The sequence below is a fragment of the Halomonas sp. R57-5 genome (genome assembly GCF_900070345.1).
GTDB classification, from domain to species: Bacteria; Pseudomonadota; Gammaproteobacteria; order Pseudomonadales; family Halomonadaceae; genus Vreelandella; species Vreelandella ventosae_B.
In genome coordinates this window covers 1,170,561-1,187,497 of sequence record NZ_LN813019.1, presented here as the reverse complement: position 1 = coordinate 1,187,497, position 16,937 = coordinate 1,170,561, and the positions used below count along the sequence as shown (strand labels likewise).

Annotated in this window: 15 protein-coding genes; 3 read left to right on the top strand and 12 right to left on the bottom strand. The window is 56.7% G+C overall.

Annotation, left to right across the window (positions count from 1 at the left end):
* Positions 1–3: 3 nt before the first annotated feature.
* From HALO_RS05330 to HALO_RS05320, 3 genes are all read right to left on the bottom strand, one after another.
* Positions 4–666: a response regulator gene (locus tag HALO_RS05330; RefSeq protein ID WP_050713148.1), complete on the bottom strand. Its 663-nt coding sequence runs from the start codon at positions 664–666 to the stop codon at positions 4–6.
* Positions 667–935: 269 nt separating this feature from the next.
* The gene (acs, locus tag HALO_RS05325; RefSeq protein ID WP_035585443.1) at positions 936–2,885 is read right to left on the bottom strand and encodes an acetate--CoA ligase; all 1,950 of its coding nucleotides are present in this window, start codon (positions 2,883–2,885) and stop codon (positions 936–938) included.
* Between the two features lie 192 nt (positions 2,886–3,077).
* A complete protein-coding gene (locus HALO_RS05320; protein WP_035585444.1) occupies positions 3,078–3,626 on the bottom strand; it encodes a SprT family zinc-dependent metalloprotease in 549 nt (182 codons plus the stop codon).
* Between the two features lie 63 nt (positions 3,627–3,689).
* Between HALO_RS05320 and HALO_RS05315 the strand changes: the two genes are divergently transcribed.
* On the top strand, positions 3,690–4,349 hold the full coding sequence (locus HALO_RS05315; protein WP_035585751.1) for a YecA/YgfB family protein: 660 nt from the start codon (positions 3,690–3,692) through the stop codon (positions 4,347–4,349).
* A 10-nt stretch (positions 4,350–4,359) separates the two neighbouring features.
* Here the strand turns inward: HALO_RS05315 and HALO_RS05310 are convergent, their stop codons facing one another.
* From HALO_RS05310 to ampD, 7 genes are all read right to left on the bottom strand, one after another.
* Positions 4,360–5,481, bottom strand: coding sequence for a phospholipase D-like domain-containing protein (locus tag HALO_RS05310; RefSeq protein ID WP_035585446.1), 1,122 nt, complete (start codon positions 5,479–5,481; stop codon positions 4,360–4,362).
* A gap of 36 nt (positions 5,482–5,517) precedes the next feature.
* Positions 5,518–6,261, bottom strand: coding sequence for a class I SAM-dependent methyltransferase (locus tag HALO_RS05305; protein ID WP_035585448.1), 744 nt, complete (start codon positions 6,259–6,261; stop codon positions 5,518–5,520).
* Positions 6,258–6,956: a tRNA (adenosine(37)-N6)-threonylcarbamoyltransferase complex dimerization subunit type 1 TsaB gene (tsaB, locus tag HALO_RS05300; RefSeq protein ID WP_035585450.1), complete on the bottom strand. Its 699-nt coding sequence runs from the start codon at positions 6,954–6,956 to the stop codon at positions 6,258–6,260. Before tsaB ends, HALO_RS05305 begins: the two co-directional genes overlap by 4 nt.
* Before the next feature lie 143 nt (positions 6,957–7,099).
* Positions 7,100–7,753, bottom strand: coding sequence for an adenylate kinase (gene adk / locus HALO_RS05295; RefSeq protein WP_035585452.1), 654 nt, complete (start codon positions 7,751–7,753; stop codon positions 7,100–7,102).
* Between the two features lie 272 nt (positions 7,754–8,025).
* A complete protein-coding gene (gene aceF / locus HALO_RS05290; RefSeq protein WP_035585454.1) occupies positions 8,026–10,044 on the bottom strand; it encodes a pyruvate dehydrogenase complex dihydrolipoyllysine-residue acetyltransferase in 2,019 nt (672 codons plus the stop codon).
* A 58-nt stretch (positions 10,045–10,102) separates the two neighbouring features.
* A complete protein-coding gene (gene aceE, locus HALO_RS05285; RefSeq protein ID WP_050713147.1) occupies positions 10,103–12,775 on the bottom strand; it encodes a pyruvate dehydrogenase (acetyl-transferring), homodimeric type in 2,673 nt (890 codons plus the stop codon).
* A gap of 400 nt (positions 12,776–13,175) precedes the next feature.
* Entirely contained in the window at positions 13,176–13,757 is a 582-nt protein-coding gene (gene ampD / locus HALO_RS05280; protein ID WP_035585459.1) for a 1,6-anhydro-N-acetylmuramyl-L-alanine amidase AmpD, read from the bottom strand.
* Between the two features lie 110 nt (positions 13,758–13,867).
* Between ampD and nadC the strand changes: the two genes are divergently transcribed.
* Positions 13,868–14,722, top strand: coding sequence for a carboxylating nicotinate-nucleotide diphosphorylase (nadC, locus tag HALO_RS05275; protein ID WP_035585461.1), 855 nt, complete (start codon positions 13,868–13,870; stop codon positions 14,720–14,722).
* Positions 14,723–14,728: 6 nt separating this feature from the next.
* On the opposite strand, the gene HALO_RS05270 is transcribed toward nadC, so the two are convergent.
* Entirely contained in the window at positions 14,729–15,259 is a 531-nt protein-coding gene (locus tag HALO_RS05270; protein ID WP_035585463.1) for a GNAT family N-acetyltransferase, read from the bottom strand.
* A 173-nt stretch (positions 15,260–15,432) separates the two neighbouring features.
* Here HALO_RS05270 and tsaA point away from each other — a divergent pair, with 173 nt between their 5' ends.
* The gene (gene tsaA, locus HALO_RS05265) at positions 15,433–16,167 is read left to right on the top strand and encodes a tRNA (N6-threonylcarbamoyladenosine(37)-N6)-methyltransferase TrmO (RefSeq protein WP_035585465.1); all 735 of its coding nucleotides are present in this window, start codon (positions 15,433–15,435) and stop codon (positions 16,165–16,167) included.
* Between the two features lie 18 nt (positions 16,168–16,185).
* On the opposite strand, the gene purC is transcribed toward tsaA, so the two are convergent.
* Positions 16,186–16,905 (bottom strand): phosphoribosylaminoimidazolesuccinocarboxamide synthase, encoded by a 720-nt coding sequence (purC, locus tag HALO_RS05260; protein WP_035585467.1) that lies wholly within the window; start codon positions 16,903–16,905, stop codon positions 16,186–16,188.
* Between the last annotated feature and the right edge of the window lie 32 nt (positions 16,906–16,937).

Below are 16,937 nucleotides of genomic sequence, written 5' to 3'. Positions count from 1 at the left end.
TCCTTACGACACCACTTTTGGCGGTTCGACTTCCAGCTTCTGGGCAGCAATCACTGCCTGGGTGCGGGAGKGAACGCCCAGCTTGCGTAGAATCGCAGTCACGTGGKCCTTGATGGTCGCTTCAGAGACGCTCAGTTCATAAGCGATCTGTTTATTCAGCAGGCCTTCGGTGAGCATATTCAAAACGCGGAACTGCTGGGGCGTTAGCGATGCAATCGCCTCAGCAAAGCGCGACTCCTCTTCACTGGTCTCTTCCAGCACGTTGGCCAACGCCTCGGGCAACCACACTTCGCCCTGTAGGATTTCGCCTACGGCCTCAGCAATAAGCTGCAGTGAAGACGATTTGGGGATAAAACCCGACGCGCCGTAGTCAATAGCACGACGGACCACATAGGGCTCATCGCTGCCTGACACCACCGCGACGGGGATATCGGGCATCTGGCCGCGCAGTTGGATCAAACCTGAGAAGCCGTGGGCTCCAGGCATATGCAGATCCAGCAGAATCAAGTCGGCATCGGGGTGGCGATTCACCACATCAGTGGTGGCTTCCATGGKATCCGCTTCGACAATTTCCGCCTGGGGGGCCAACTGGCGTAACGCTTGGGTCAACGCTGCACGAAACAGCGGGTGATCGTCAGCGACGATAAACTTATGAGCTACTGCCATGGATATTCCTCCGGTTCCTCGAGCAGCGGGGTTGTCTGCCGCCGCGACGCTAGGCTCTTACGGTTGTGAAGCATGGTACCCCATGGGCTTCATCATGCCCAAGCATCACATGCACAATTTATAATAGATAGTTCATACAAGTGAAATGCGTATCTATAAACGCATATCTATAAACTCGTATCTACAAACACAGTCGTGCCGACCTACTCGGGTCGGCACGGTTTTATCAAGGGCTGGGGGCGGCTAAACAGCTTAGATCGATGTCACCATTATTGATTGACGCGATGCTCAATCAGCTCATCGACCACCGACGGATCCGCCAGCGTACTGGTATCGCCCAAGCCATCACACTCGTTAGCGGCAATCTTGCGCAGGATACGGCGCATGATTTTACCCGAGCGGGTTTTCGGCAAGCCTGGCGCCCACTGAATAACATCCGGCGAAGCAATCGGGCCAATATCTTTGCGCACCCATTGCGTCAGCTCTTTTTTGAGTTCGTCGGACTCCTCAATACCGTCGTTCAGAGTGACATAGATATAGATGCCTTGTCCCTTAATATCGTGCGGGAAGCCAACAACGGCTGCCTCAGCAACGGCACTGTGCGCCACCAGCGAGGACTCAATTTCGGCGGTCCCCATGCGGTGACCGGACACGTTCAGAACATCATCCACACGGCCAGTGATCCAGTAGTAACCATCCTCATCGCGACGACAGCCGTCACCGGTGAAGTACATACCGTCGTAGGTCGAGAAGTAGGTCTGAGTATAGCGTTCGTGATCACCCCAAATAGAGCGCGCCTGCCCCGGCCAAGCGTCAAGAAGCACCAGATTGCCTTCAGTGGCACCTTCCAGGATATTACCTTCGTTATCCACCAGAGCGGGCTTCACACCAAAGAAAGGAACCGTCGCAGAACCCGGTTTAAGCGGCGTAGCGCCCGGCAGCGGCGCAATCATGATGCCGCCGGTTTCGGTTTGCCACCAAGTATCCACAATCGGGCATTTTTCGTTGCCGATAACGCGGTAGAACCACTCCCAGGCTTCCGGGTTAATCGGCTCGCCCACGGAGCCCAGCAGACGCAGACTATCGCGTTTGCTCGAATCCATGACGTTATCGCCATGGGCCATCAGTGCACGTACCGCGGTGGGCGCAGTATAGAGGATATTAACGTTGTGCTTATCAACGATATCGCCCAGCCGACCATGGGTCGGATAGCTGGGAACACCTTCAAACATTAAGGTGGTCGCACCGTTCGCCAAGGGGCCATAAACAATATAGCTATGCCCGGTGACCCAGCCAACGTCCGCAGTACACCAGTAAATCTCACCCTCTTGATAGTCGAACACGTACTGGTGAGTCATGGCGGCGTAGGTCAGGTAGCCACCTGTGGTGTGTTTCAAGCCTTTAGGCGCACCGGTTGAGCCTGAAGTGTAGAGAATAAACAGCGGGTCTTCGGCGCCCATAGCTTCGGCTTCGCACTCGCTGGACTGCTTGTCGACCAGCTCGTCAAACCACACATCGCGGCCTTCTTTCCACTCAATCTCACCGCCGGTGCGCTTCACCACCAGGACGTTTTTGCACACGTCAGTGCCTTCGCGGGTTAGCGCGGCGTCCACGTTCTCTTTCAACGGCACGTGCTTGCCACCGCGCACCGACTCATCGGCGGTAATCACCAGCTTGGAGTCGGCGCCAATGACCCGTTGAGCAACGGCATCGGGTGAGAAGCCGCCAAAGACAACCGAGTGCACTGCACCGATACGTGCACAGGCAAGCATCGCCATGGCGGCTTCGGGAATCATCGGCATATACAGTGTTACGGTGTCGCCTTTACCGATGCCCAGCTCTTTCAACGCGTTGGCAAGCTGGTTGGTACGTGCATAAAGCTCGCGATAGGTAATGTGTTTGGAGTCATTGGGATTATCGCCTTCCCAAATAATCGCCGTTTGGTCGCCGCGCTTGTCTAGATGGCGATCCAGGCAGTTGGCGCTAACGTTAAGCAGCCCATCTTCAAACCAGCGAATATCAACATTGTCACGTGCAAAAGAGGTGTTTTTGATTTTGCTGGGCGCTTTAATCCAGTCAAGGCGTTTAGCCTGCTCAGCCCAGAAGCCTTCCGGATCGTCCATCGACTGCTGATACATGGCCTCGTACTTGGCTTGGTTGGCCCAGGCATTGGCGGCGAAATCGTCGCGCACCGGATAGACGTTCTGTTGATTGCTCATGAAATTGCCTCTGTCCGTGGAAATGCACTCTCTAGAAAATATAGTCGATACTATTGTGTCAGGGGTTATTGAACGTTATTCGTCGTATCGACACCCAGTAATGTGCCCCTAGCATAAACCTCCTCACGCGGGCTTCCCTTTAGACATTGGTATTAGCATTTTTCATTTAAAAAACAGATATTTATAAACGAATCAAAGCACATCTTCCGGCCTGTAGACCAACGTCTTAGCGCAGTGTCGGCAGCGGTAACGGCGCCCGTTTACCACTAAAGCATGACGTCGCGGGGTAAACTGATGAAACCGGCAATCACACTGGTAACGATAAGGTGCGGACTGCGCCTGCTTAATATCAAACCGGTGGGTCACGCTGGGCACTAAGCCAAACAGATCACGCATCACCGTTTTCCACTCGCGGCCGTGGGGTTTTAAACGCGGGCCATTGTCCAAATGAAACACCAGCCAGTGGGCCATTTCATGGGGAATCACCTCGTCAAAAAACGCTGCGCGGTTTTCATTCAGCAGCACCGGGTTTAAGCGTAAGCCGCCATGCCCCAGGTGGGCTTGACCGGCCGACGCGCCGCGTAGGTTAAACCACACTTTGGGGGCTGGCAGCGCAGGGCTCACTTCACAACAGCGCTGCCACGCCTGTTCAACGCGCGTCCGCGCGGCCCGGTGTAACGCTGTTTCCGACATGGCGGCCAATTCAGCGGCGGGCCAAGGGGGCAGTGGTAATGTCTTCATTAGTGATAAACTAGCCGTTAAAGATAACCATTGATGAACGATTGTATAGATGAGGCTTTACCCATGGCAGAGCGCAGTGACACGCCCGACACCAACACGCCGCCGCAGCCACTGCTCGAGGATGAGCAGTTGGATAGACTGGACGACTTCCTCGACTCTGATCAAGTGGGTGAAGACGCCCTTGACCTGATCTCCGCCCATGGCTTTTTAGTGGCGCTTGCGGTGGCGCCTAGCGAAGTGCCGCCGACCCAGTGGCTGGCGGAGCTGTTTCAGGGCGAGCCACGCTATGCCGATGATAGCGAGCGTGATGAGATTATCACCCTGCTAACACTGCTGCGTGACAACGCGGTGGCGGTACTTGAACAAGGCGGCTTACCGGAACTCCCCTTTGAGCTAACGCTAGGCGGCGAACCCGCCGAAGATACCCCCATTGGCGATTGGTGTGCAGGCTTTATGGAGGGCGTCTTCAGCGACGAGAGCGCTTGGTTCCAGGACGATGAAGAGGCCGCCGCCACGCTGCTGCTGCCGTTTATGCTGCTCTCTGGGCTATTCGACGACGAGCCGGATATGGCCGAGCTGGCGAAAGATCAAACGCGTCAAGAGTCGCTGGTGGTGCAGTTGCCGGAACTGGTGTTGGATCTTTACCTGCACTACCGCGTGCCGCCGGAAACCCCCAAACCCAAACCGCGTAAAAAAACGCCGGCAAAGGGCAAAAAGCGCTAGGCACTTTTCGTTACTTAAGCCGCGTCACAATGGCATCCAGCACGCCATAGAGCCACTCACGGGCGCGCTGGCCCCAGGGCCGTGCCGCCCAAGCCGCGGCGTCTACCTCCTCGCTGGCGGCAAAGTTACGCTCGAACAGGGCGTGCACATCAGCCGCTAGCTGAGGGTCCATCGCCTCTTGGTTCGCCTCTAAGTTCCAGTGCAGATTCCAGTGATCAAAATTACACGAACCAATGCTCACCCACTCATCGGCGAGCACAAACTTGGCGTGGATAAAGGTCGGCTGGAACTCAAAAATGCGCACCCCTGCCTTGAGCATAGTGTGATAGAAGCGTTGACCGGCAAAACGCACACTGGGATGGTCATGCTTGGCCCCCGGCAACAATAAACGCACGTCAATCCCGCGACGAGCCGCCTTAATCAAGCGTCGACGCAGGGCAAAGGTGGGCACAAAATAGGGCGTACACAGCCAGAGACGCTGCTCGACCTGACTGACACGGTGGTGCAGCGAGTGGCGAATTGCTTGATAACGGTAGCCACGGGCTGACATTGCCCGCCCCGGCACGCCATTGGCCAGCGCCTTAGGCTCGCGGCGCTCTGGGAGAGCCACCGCGCGGCCATCGCCCTTCTCACCGCGGGTCAGCCGCGAGTGCCACAGGCGCCGAAACAGCAGCTCCCACTCGGCCACCACCGGGCCTTCAATACGCAGCGCAATTTCGTACCAGGCGTTGAGAAACTCATCCACTGCGCCAAATCCGCCAGTGAAAGCAAGCTCACCATCAACAACCACTATTTTGCGGTGATCGCGGCTCAGGTTCCGCGCTAAAGAGTGAAAGCCAATGGGGTTAAAAAAGCGCAATTGAACGCCGCCGTGCAGTAGGTTTAGACGATCATCACTGGAGAGCCCCATCGCGCCATACCCATCCAGCAGCAAGCAGACGCTGACGCCGCGCTGGGCAGCCTCAATCAGCACATCGCTGACTTGATCTGCCAGCTCCCCCGACTCCATCAAGTAGAGCTCTACCAACACATAGTGCCGCGCGGCATGCACCGCTTCAAACATAGCGGGTAGAAAGCGTGTGGCCTCCGGTAGCAGCGTAAATCGATTACCTTCTCGCCACGCGTTCTGCATGGATGCTCCTTGCGTTAGCGCTAATAAGTAAGCCGATTAACGCACTAATGAACGATGGACATACAAATCATAACGGCTGGTTTTACCCTCAAGGGTATGCTGCGGTGCCGGACCCGCAATAGGCGGCGCTTTACGGGGGCGCTTTACCACCACGCGATGCGTCGCCACATCCAGCGCCGCTTCCAGCAGGCGTGGGGCATCGTCATCATCACCGGCCAATTCGCGAAACAGGCGCATCTCTTTTTTCACCAACGCCGATTTTTCACGATGGGGAAACATCGGATCCAGATGTATCACCTGCGGCGTAAAGTCAGCACTGGCGACAAGCTCCGCCAAGGTTTGAGCGGCATCGCCGTGACGCAGCGTCATCCGGGCAGCAATTTCCGCCGTATCGCTATGTCTGGAGGCACGCTTCAAGCCATCCTCCAACAGCGCCGCAATCGCCGAGACTCGCTCAATTAACAACACCTGGGCGCCTAGGCTAGCCAATACAAAGGCATCACGCCCCAGCCCTGCCGTTGCATCAACGATACTGGGCGTCACTCCCTTGGCAAGCCCACAGGCCTTAGCAATTAGCTGGCCACGGCCACCGCCGAAGCGGCGCCGATGAGCCGCTTTGCCCGCCGCAAAGTCAACGCTGAGTGGCTTGCCGTAGCGCTTCTCATCACCGATCAGCACTAACCCTTCATCGCGCTGCTCTAAACGCAGGTCATCAGGTAGAACAATACCCTCAACGTCGTTCTCAACGAGGCTCTCAACATAGCGTTCTACAAAACTCATGCAGGCTTTTTCCAGGCCACGTCGTTGCGCAGATAAACCGGCTGAACCAGATGCGCGGCTTGCCCCAGCCCAGCGGCAAAATCACGCGCCGCCAGCCACGCCATCTCTTCGGCGCGGGGCTCTAAATCATCCAAATGTTGGGGCATGCTGAGCTGTACGTCGACAGTGAAGCGTTCCCACAGCGTAAAGCCACTGCCCACACCGACCCAGTCGGTCTCTTCCCCTGGCAGGCGCAGCGCCTCAGGCGCGAGCACGGCTTCCTTGCTCATAGGGGTAAGGGTGTCTTTAAGACAGTGCCAGGTCGCGGCATACACCTCGCCCATGCGCGCATCCAAGGCGGTCACCACGTGGCGAAGGTGGTAGCGGCGATGGGCCTGCAGCGCTAACGCTTCCAAGGTAGACACACCCAACAATGGGCAGTCGAGGCCAAACGCCAGCCCTTGAGCGGCTCCCGCCGCTATACGCAGGCCAGTAAAAGATCCAGGGCCTCGGCCAAAGGCCACGGCGTCAAGCTGGGAAGGCGTTAGCTGTGCGTCGGCAAGCACTTCATCCACCATCGGCAGCAGCCGACGGGTATGGGCGCGGGGCGTCATCTCAAAGCGCGCCAAGCACTCAGTGCCCGAGTCGTCTTGGCGCAGCAGTGCTGCAGAGCAGGCGCTTGAAGAGGCGTCCAGGGCAAGCAGATGTAACGGCATAGCAAATTGGCCACTCGAAAGAAAGATTGCGGCATTATACCTTTGTCACGCCAACACGACGATGGCCCGCTTAATGCGGGCCATCGGCAAAGGCGAAAAACGCTTATAGTAAGCTAAGCGTTTTTATCAGTTAAGGGCTCTTATTAACTCAGGGCTTCTTTTACCTGGCGGGTAATATCCGTCACGCTGCCTACGCCTTCGATGCGGTGGTACTGGGGGGCGCTCTGGGGGTCTTGCTCGGCCCACTGCTGATAGTAATCAACCAGCGGCGCGGTTTGGTCGTGATAAACCGACAGGCGATTGCGCACCGTGGACTCTTGGTCGTCTTCACGCTGAATAAGCGTTTCACCGGTCACATCGTCTTTGCCCGGCTCTTTGGGCGGATTGTGGTCTACGTGATAAACCCGGCCCGATGCCTGGTGCACACGGCGACCCGCCAAGCGGCTGACAATCTCTTCGTCGGGCACAGCAATTTCCACTACGTGATCCAGCTTAACGCCGCCCTCTTTCATGGCATCAGCCTGGGGGATCGTGCGTGGGAAGCCATCGAACAGAAAACCGTTCTCGCAGTCAGGCTGGCTGATGCGCTCTTTGACCAGGTCAATAATGATATCGTCAGACACCAGGCCACCGCTGTTCATGATCTCTTTTACTTTCAGGCCCAGCTCAGTGCCATCTTTAATGGCCGTGCGCAGCATATCCCCGGTGGAAATCTGAGGAATCTTAAATTGCTCGCAAATAAACTGAGCTTGAGTCCCCTTCCCCGCGCCGGGGGCACCCAACAGGATTAAACGCATGGCACTGCTCCTTGAAGTTCTTGGTATGAAAAAAGAGTTCGAAAAATGAGTATGTAAATTCTGTTAACTGACAATAACCGCGCCTCTCAAGCGACACAACTCCCCAAAAGCCTGAGAGACCCGCTTTTATTTCAATTTTTTTAAATTAAAACAGCCAAATGCCCTAAATCTACCACTTTGGTCGCCCTGCGAGAGGTTTAGGCAGCATTTACGCTTAGTAAACACAAGCGGCGCCCCGAGGGGCGCCGCTTGTGAGAGCACATCGCTACCAATTAAAGCAGTAAGCGACGAATATCAGTCAGCACATCTGCCAGGAAGGCAGTAAAGCGTGCCGCGTCGGCGCCGTTGATCGCGCGGTGATCGTAGGAGAGCGACAGCGGCATCATCAGGCGCGGCTGGAAGGCGCTGCCATCCCAAACCGGCTTCATCTGCGCTTTCGAGACACCCAAAATAGCCACTTCCGGCGCGTTGACGATCGGTGTAAATGCCGTACCACCAATCGAACCGAGGCTCGAAATAGTGAAGCAGCCACCGGTCATCTCGTCGCGCTTGAGCTTTTTGGTCTGGGCTTTTTTGCCTAGCTCCGCCATCTCCTTGGCAATCTCGATCAAGGATTTTTTGTCGGCGTTACGTACCACTGGCACCATCAGGCCATCAGGCGTGTCCACGGCGATACCGATATGGACATAGTTCTTCCATACCAGAGTTTCACCGTCACCCTTCAAGCTGACGTTGAACTGCGGGAATTTACGCAGCGCAAAAGCACAGGCCTTAACCATAAACGGCAGTGGCGTCAGCTTGGCGCCCTGGGCTTCCGCTTCGGCCTTCATCGCCTTGCGGAAAGCTTCCAGCTCGGTGATGTCCGCTTCGTCGAACTGGGTAACGTGAGGCACATTAAGCCAGCTGCGATGCAGGTTGGTCGCGCCCATCTTGAGCAGGCGCCCCATGGGCTTCTCTTCCACTTCACCAAACTGGCTGAAGTCGACTTCCGGGATCGGCGGAATACCCGCACCACCCGTCGCCGCGGCTGCCGCGCCGGGCTGGGCTTTGCCCTGATTGGCAATCGCCTGCTTCACGTAGGACTGCACGTCCTCTTTGAGCACGCGATCTTTCGGGCCGCTGGGCTTCACAAGCCCCAAGTCGACGCCCAGCTCGCGGGCCAGCATACGCACCGCGGGACCGGCGTGAACCAGCTTGCCATCACGGGGCTTATGGGCCGCCATCTGGGCTTCAGGACTGGGCGTGCCCGCCGGAGACTCAGTGGCCTTGGCCTCTTTTTTAGGCTCAGATTTTTCGGGCGCCGCTTTTTTCGGTGCCGCTTGCTGACTCTTGGCACCCGCCACTTCCATATAGCCGATCACATCGCCTTCGGAAACGGTGTCGCCCTCTTTAACGGTTAGCTCAAGGAGCTTACCTTTATAGGGGCTAGGCACGTCCATAGAGGCCTTGTCGGACTCCAGGGTAATCAGCGGATCTTCTTCGTTGATTTCATCGCCTGCCGCTACACCAATCTCGATAATCGGCACGTCAGAAGCACCGGAAAGATCCGGCACGCGAATCTCTTTGCGCGCAGGCGATTCGCTGGCGGCTTCTTCTGGCTCGTCATCCTGTACAGCCGTCGCTTCCGGCTCGCTGCTGGTTTGACTGGATGCCTGCTCGTCAGCAGCGTCTTCGCTGTCATCGCCTTCGCCGACGATCTCCATCTGGCCGATCACATCGCCTTCCGAGACCGTGTCACCCTCTTTCACGGTAAAGCTAACGATCTTACCGCTATGGGGGCTGGGCACGTCCATGGAGGCTTTGTCAGACTCCAGGGTGATCAGGGTGTCTTCGGCTTCGATTTCATCGCCTTCGCTAACGGCGACTTCGATAATTTCGACGCTGTCCGAGCCGCCGAGATCCGGCACTTTAATATCAACCGTCTGCTTGCCACCCGCTGATTTTTTAGCCGCGGGCTTCTGCTCTTGAGACGGCTCTTTGGGTGTTTCTTGCTTGGCTGGGGCCTCTTCAGGCTGGCTGTCAGACGAGCTCTCTTGTTTCTCGTCGCTGCCACCTTCGACTTCCAGCTCAACGATATCGTCTCCTTCCGAGACGCTATCGCCTTCTTTGACCAGCACTTTCAGTACCTTGCCACCTTTCGGGGCTGGTACATCCATACTGGCTTTGTCGGATTCCAGCGTGATTAGGGTGTCTTCCGCTTCAATGACGTCGCCTTCTGACACCGCAATCTCGATGATTTCGACATCGGTATCGCCGCCGATATCGGGAACTTTGATGATTTCGCTACTCAAGGTCGCGCTCCTTCCAAATCGGATCGAGCCGGTGGGCAAGCACCCACCGGTCAGCGGTTTAGCTAGTCAGCGGGTTAGGCTTATTGGCATCAATGCCATACTTCTTAAGCGCTTCACCAACCTGCTTGCGATCAATCTCACCACGTTCAGCCAGCGCACGCAGCGCCGCCACGGTAACGAAGTAGCGATCTACTTCGAAGAAGTAACGCAGCTTCTCACGGGTATCGGAACGGCCAAAACCATCGGTACCCAGTACAGTGTAGTCACCCGGCACCCAGGCGCGCACTTGATCGGCATACAGCTTCATGTAGTCGGTCGAGGCGATAATCGGGCCGTCGCGCCCTTCCAGGCACTTGGTGACGTGGGGCTTATTGGCCTCGGCCTCAGGGCTTAGGAAGGCTTCACGATCCAACAGCAGCGCTTCACGACGCAGCTCGTTAAAGCTGGTCACGCTCCAGATGTCGGCGCCAATGCCCCAATCGTTCTCGAGCAACTCAGCGGCGGCTTCCACTTCACGCAGAATAGTGCCCGAGCCCAGCAGTTGAACACGGCCTTTGTCGCCCTTGGTTTCGCGTAGCAGGTACATGCCTTTGACGATATCGTCAGCAGGKACGTTTTCTAGCGCCGGGTGCTCGTAGTTCTCGTTCATTACCGTCAGGTAGTAGAAGCAGTTCTCCTTATCGGTGAACATACGCTTCAGGCCATCCTGCATGATGACCGCCACTTCATGGGCGTAGGTCGGGTCGTAGCTGCGGCAGTTGGGAATGGTGGATGCCTGAATCAGGCTGTGACCATCCTGGTGCTGCAAGCCTTCGCCGTTAAGGGTGGTACGCCCCGCGGTGCCGCCGACCATAAAGCCGCGCGCCTGTAGGTCGCCAGCCGCCCAAGCCAAGTCACCAATGCGCTGGAAGCCGAACATCGAGTAGTAGATGTAGAACGGCAGTAGCGTGACGTTGTTGTTGCTGTAGGAGGTCGCCGCGGCGATCCAGGCCGACATCGCGCCCGCTTCGGTAATGCCCTCTTCAAGGATCTGACCTTTCTGATCCTCGCGGTAGAACATGATCTGGCCTTTATCTACCGGCTCGTACTTCTGGSCTTCCGAGGTGTAGATACCCAACTGGCGGAACATGCCYTCCATACCGAAGGTACGCGCCTCGTCGGGAATAATCGGCACGACTTTCTTGCCCAACTGCTTATCTTTCACCAGACCATTGAGGACGCGTACAAACGCCATAGTGGTCGAGACTTCACGACCTTTCGAGCCACCCATTTGCGAGGCAAAGGTTTTGTCTTCGAGGCTAGGAATCTCCAGGGCCTCAAAGTCGCTCTGGCGGCTGGGCAAGTAACCACCCAGTCGCTCACGCTGCAGGTGCATATACTTGAGCTCGGGAGAGTCCTCTTCCGGCTTGTAGTACGGCACGTCTTTGAGCTGCTCGTCGGTTAATGGAATACCGAAGCGATCGCGGAAGGTCTTGAGCGCTTCGTACTCCATGCTCTTGACCTGGTGCGCTTCGTTGGCCGCTTCGCCATCGCCGCTGCCCATGCCGTAGCCTTTAACGGTGTGCGCCAGGATGACCGTGGGCTTGCCGTTGGAGGTGTTAACCGCTTCGTTATACGCCGCGTAAACCTTGAACGGGTCGTGGCCACCGCGGTTGAGCTTCCAGATATCTTCGTCAGAGAGGTCTTTGACCATCGCTTCGGTTTCTGGGTACTTACCAAAGAAGTGCTCGCGGGTATACGCGCCACCGTTGGCCTTGTAGTTCTGGTACTCGCCGTCGACCGCTTCGTCCATACGCTTCTGAAGGATGCCTTTCTTATCCTTCTCGAACAGCGGATCCCAATGACGGCCCCAAACGACCTTGATGACGTTCCAGCCAGCCCCGCGGAAGACGCCTTCGAACTCGTCCATGACGCGGGAGTTGCCGCGTACCGGGCCGTCCAGGCGCTGCAGGTTGCAGTTGATAACGAAGATCAGGTTGTCGAGATTTTCACGACCGGCCAGTGAAATGGCACCCAGGGATTCCGGCTCGTCACACTCACCGTCGCCCATGAAGCACCAGATCTTGCGGTCGTACATATCCTTCAGCTCACGGTGATGCAGGTACTTCATCACGTGCGCTTGGTAAATTGCTTGAATCGGCCCAAGMCCCATGGAGACCGTGGGGAACTGCCAGTAGTCCGGCATCAGCCACGGGTGCGGGTAGGAAGAGAGGCCATCGCCATCCACTTCCTGGCGGAACTTATCCATCTGCTCTTCAGACAGACGGCCTTCCAAATAGGAACGCGCGTAGATACCCGGCGCCACGTGCCCTTGGATATAGACCAAGTCACCGGCAAAGTCGCCCTGGGGAGCGCGGAAGAAGTGGTTAAAGCCCACGTCATACAGCGTTGCCGAGGACATAAAGCTGGCAATGTGGCCACCCAGGCCGGGCTTGGCGCGGTTATTACGAATGACCTGCGCAATGGCGTTATAGCGGATCAAAGAGCGGATACGGCGCTCCATGAACAGGTCGCCAGGCATCGGGGCTTCGCGGTGAACCGGGATCGTATTACGGTGCGGGGTTGTCACCGAGAAGGGCACCTTCATGCCGTCCCGGCGCAGGCGATCCGCCAGGCGGGTCATCAGGTAGCGGGCACGATCTTCGCCCTCACGATCCAATACCGATTCCAGGGAATCAATCCATTCCGTGGTTTCGATCGGATCGAGATCTTCTCTTGTCTCCAGACTCATAGAGGTCTCTCCGAATGACGATAAATGACAATAATCCCCGCTACCCGAATGGCCTGGGACGGCGGTGTCGAACTCCACCACTCGCCTACATTCAGCCGGTGATTAAACGCCGGATAGGGGTTTTAGCTCTACATTCAATAAGCTACGTACTTATTGATGTAGTAAAGCTACACAATTTTGTTAAAAGTTAGCCTTTTGTATAGGGGAAGATACCTCAAAGTCGCCACGCTGCCAATTCTGTCGCAGCGTAAAAGCCTATCGAAAACAAACTATTGCACTGCAACATAAGCAATACATAGAGCATTTTCCAGGGTTACCAACCAGTCACCCAATGTAATTAAACTACCGTTTTATTACGTTATTAGTGAAATACTTAGCGCGGAAAAACGTAATCCAACCGCTAACGCTCAAGGCGCGATCCCAGCCGCTGCTGAAAATACGCCCAGTCAAACGCCGGGCCAGGGTCTGTTTTGCGCAGCGGCGCCACATGGGCATGGCTGGTTATACGGCTGCTATCTAGCTGGGGGTTACTCGCCATTAGCCACACCACCGCGTCTACCAGCGCGTCATACTGGGCTTTGCTATAGGGGGTAACGTCATCCCCTTCAAGCTCAATCCCCACCGAGAAATCGTTAAGCGCCCTTCGCCACCCTGCTTGGCGAGTGTCCCACCAGCATGAGCGCCCCGCATGCCAAGCACGCTGATCTGTATCAACAAACTGCACGCACTCGCCATCGCGACGAATAAGCAGGTGTGCAGAGACTCTTAAATGGGCAATTTCGGCGAAAAACGGATGCTCATCTAGCGCCAATTGATTGGTAAATAGCGCCTCAATAGCATGACCACTAAACTGACCAGGGGGAAGGCTGATCGCATGAATCACTATCAACGACACCTCACCGGAGGGCCGAGAGTCACAGTTTGGTGAAACGACTTTACGCGCGTTTTCCCACCACCCGTCGGAGGGTTGTTTGTTTTCCACTGGCAAGGGCTCCTCTACGTTAGCGCTCTCTCTGTGTTCTCTTTCACCTTCACCGCTGTTTTTCACTACAATGCCTGTCATCGAAGACGACGTTCAGAGAATTCACTGCCATGCATTATCAATCCGCTCTTGCTGAAGAAATCCGCGCCAGCGCCGCTCGCTTGCTAGCAGAAGACGTTGGCCCGGGTGATATTACCGCGCAATTGATCCCTGAACATCAGTGGGCCAGCGCTGACGTTATTACCCGTGAAGCCGCCATACTGTGCGGAGCACCCTGGGTGGATGAGCTGTTCCGCCGTCTGGATAGTCGGGTAAGCCTGACCTGGCACGCCGCCGACGGCGATAGGCTTGAGGCTGAGCAGTGTTTTTTAACCCTGGAAGGCCCCGCCCGCGTTCTGCTCACTGGGGAGCGTGCGGCGCTGAACGTGCTGCAAACACTGTCGGCCACTGCCACCTCCACCCGCGCTTATGTCGACCTGATCGATGGTACCGGCGTGCGCCTGCTGGATACCCGCAAAACATTACCCGGCATGCGCTTGGCGCAGAAGTATGCGGTCACCTGTGGCGGCGGCCACAACCACCGCATTGGCCTATGGGATGCTTTTTTGATCAAAGAGAACCACATTGCCGCCTGCGGGGGCATTAAAGCGGCGGTTGCGCAAGCGCGCAAGCTGGCCAGCGACCTGCCCGTGGAAGTCGAGGTAGAAACCTTTGAGGAGTTGGATCAGGCGCTGGCAGCCGGTGCCGACATTGTCATGCTCGACAATTTTGCCATTGAAGACCTCCACGTTGCAGTCGAAATCAACGGCGGCCGCGCCACCCTGGAAGCTTCAGGCAATGTGGATGCCAACACCCTGCGCGCAATCGCCGATACCGGCGTTGACTGTATCTCCAGCGGCGCACTGACCAAAGATATCGCCTCCATTGATCTCTCAATGCGCATTACGCGCAGCTACAGCGTGTAACTCTGCTTACGTTTCGACGGCGTTAAGCCGCTTGGTGAGCTTATAACGCAACAGTCGCTCCCCGCTTCGTTCGACCCACTCCTCGCCGTGGTTTTTCCAACCACGGCGCAGCAGGCGCTCATAGAGCATAGCGCTCGCCTCTATCTCAATTTGCCCCTTGCCTTGCTCAAGCAGCAGCCGTTCGGCATGCACCAGCAGCGTGGTGCCGATACCGCGACCGGTCAGCGACGGCCAAACGTAGAGGGTTTCAACCCGCCCGGCGGCTAAGTCCAACTCCAAAAAACCCACGCAGCGACCATCGCAGGCAGCCACCAAGGTGGTATACAGCGCTTGTCGCACGCCCCAGGCACTGCCTTCACGGGGCAATGCCTGTGCCCAGGCCTTTCGCTCTGAAAGCGTGTAATGCGTCGCCGCGCCCTGCATCACGGCGTGGTAAAACACTTCTGCCTGGTCGGCGGCATCGCGTGCCAGCGCCGCCCGATACATGACGCGCGCGCTTGTCGGCACAGGCGTTTGTTGCTCTGCGGTATTGGTCATGCGTCACCTCTGAGCTGTTCAGCTAACATTCAATCAAGACTCATTCGATCATGCCCACTGGGTCACGCCCCATTGATGGCGTTTAAGCCATTGGTCTGCTTTATACTACTCGCAGCAACCCTCTACGCATCAATTCTATGCGCATCAATCTCAGCAAAAGGCAGTGCAGTGTGATGGACGACGCCCCTAACAACGAGCACTTTACGCTCACGCCCATAGGCCATGTGGTCAGCGACTACCCTGATAAGTTCGGCATTCCCCGCCAGCCAGGGCTCGCCCCTGCTGCCAATGCCCGGCTTGTACTCACGGCACCCTACAACGACCCACTCGCCGTGCGCGGCCTAGCAGACTTCAGCCACCTGTGGCTGAGCTTCATTTTTCATCACAGCCCCGAACGCTGGTCACCGCTGGTCAGGCCGCCACGCCTGGGAGGCAATAAAAAGGTGGGCGTTTTTGCCAGTCGCAGCACTCACCGCCCTAACCGCTTGGGGCTCTCACTGGTGAAATTAGTCGGCATCGACACCCAGCACGGTGTCACTCTGCAGCTCCAGGGCTGCGACCTGGTCAGCGGCACCCCGGTGGTCGATATCAAGCCTTATCTGCCCTGGGCTGAAGCTCATCCTAACGCACAGGCAGGCTTTGCCCCAGAGACACCCTCACTGATGGCGGTCACCTTTCATCCCACAGCACTGGCTAGCCTGGCCCAGCGCCAGGACAGCGCCACCCTGCTGGCATTAATTGAGCAGGTGCTAAGCCAGGACCCCAGGCCCGCCTATAAGCAAAAGGATAGCGATTCTGATCGGCTTTATGGCCTTCGGCTGCGCGATGTGGACGTTAAGTTTTGTCCTCGCCAAAATGGCGAAGCCACCACCTTAGAGGTGATGGCTATCGAACCTTACGCTGAGTAATGGCCCATCCGCGGCAGCTTAAGCGGCGGGAAAGGTAATACCCAAACGACGGCCAACTTCCTCATAGGCCTCGATCACGCCACCCAACCCCTGGCGGAAGCGATCTTTATCCAGCTTTTCACGGGTGTTGGCGTCCCAAAGGCGGCAACCGTCCGGGGAGAATTCATCGCCCAGCACAACTTCACCTTTGAATACGCCGAACTCCAGCTTGTAATCCACCAGCAGCATATCGCCCTCAGCAAACAGCGCCTTGAGGATATGGTTAACCTTGAAGGTTAATACCTTCATCTTGGCTAACTGCTCGGGCGTGGCCCAACCAAAGGTCTCCGCAAGCGACTCATTGATCATCGGGTCGCCCTTCTCATCGTTCTTCAGGAACAGTTCAAAGGTAGGTGGCGTAAGGGCGATGCCCTCTTCGACGCCAAGCCGTTTGACCAAGCCACCCGCGGCGATGTTGCGCACTACGCACTCCACCGGGATCATCTGCATCTTTTTGACCAGACTCTCCGTATTGGAGAGCTGCTTTTCGAAGTGGGTGGGAATCCCCGCTTCCTGAAGCCGCTCCATAATGAAAGCGTTAAAGATGTTATTGACCATCCCCTTGCGGGCCAGCGATTCCACTTTCTTGCCATCGAAGGCGCTGGTGTCATCACGAAAGTTGAGCACCAACAAATCCGGATCGTCGGTGGTATACACAGATTTCGCCTTACCGGCGTAGAGTTCTTGGCGCTTTTCCATGGGGGCTCCGTAAAGGGTTAAAGATCAACAAA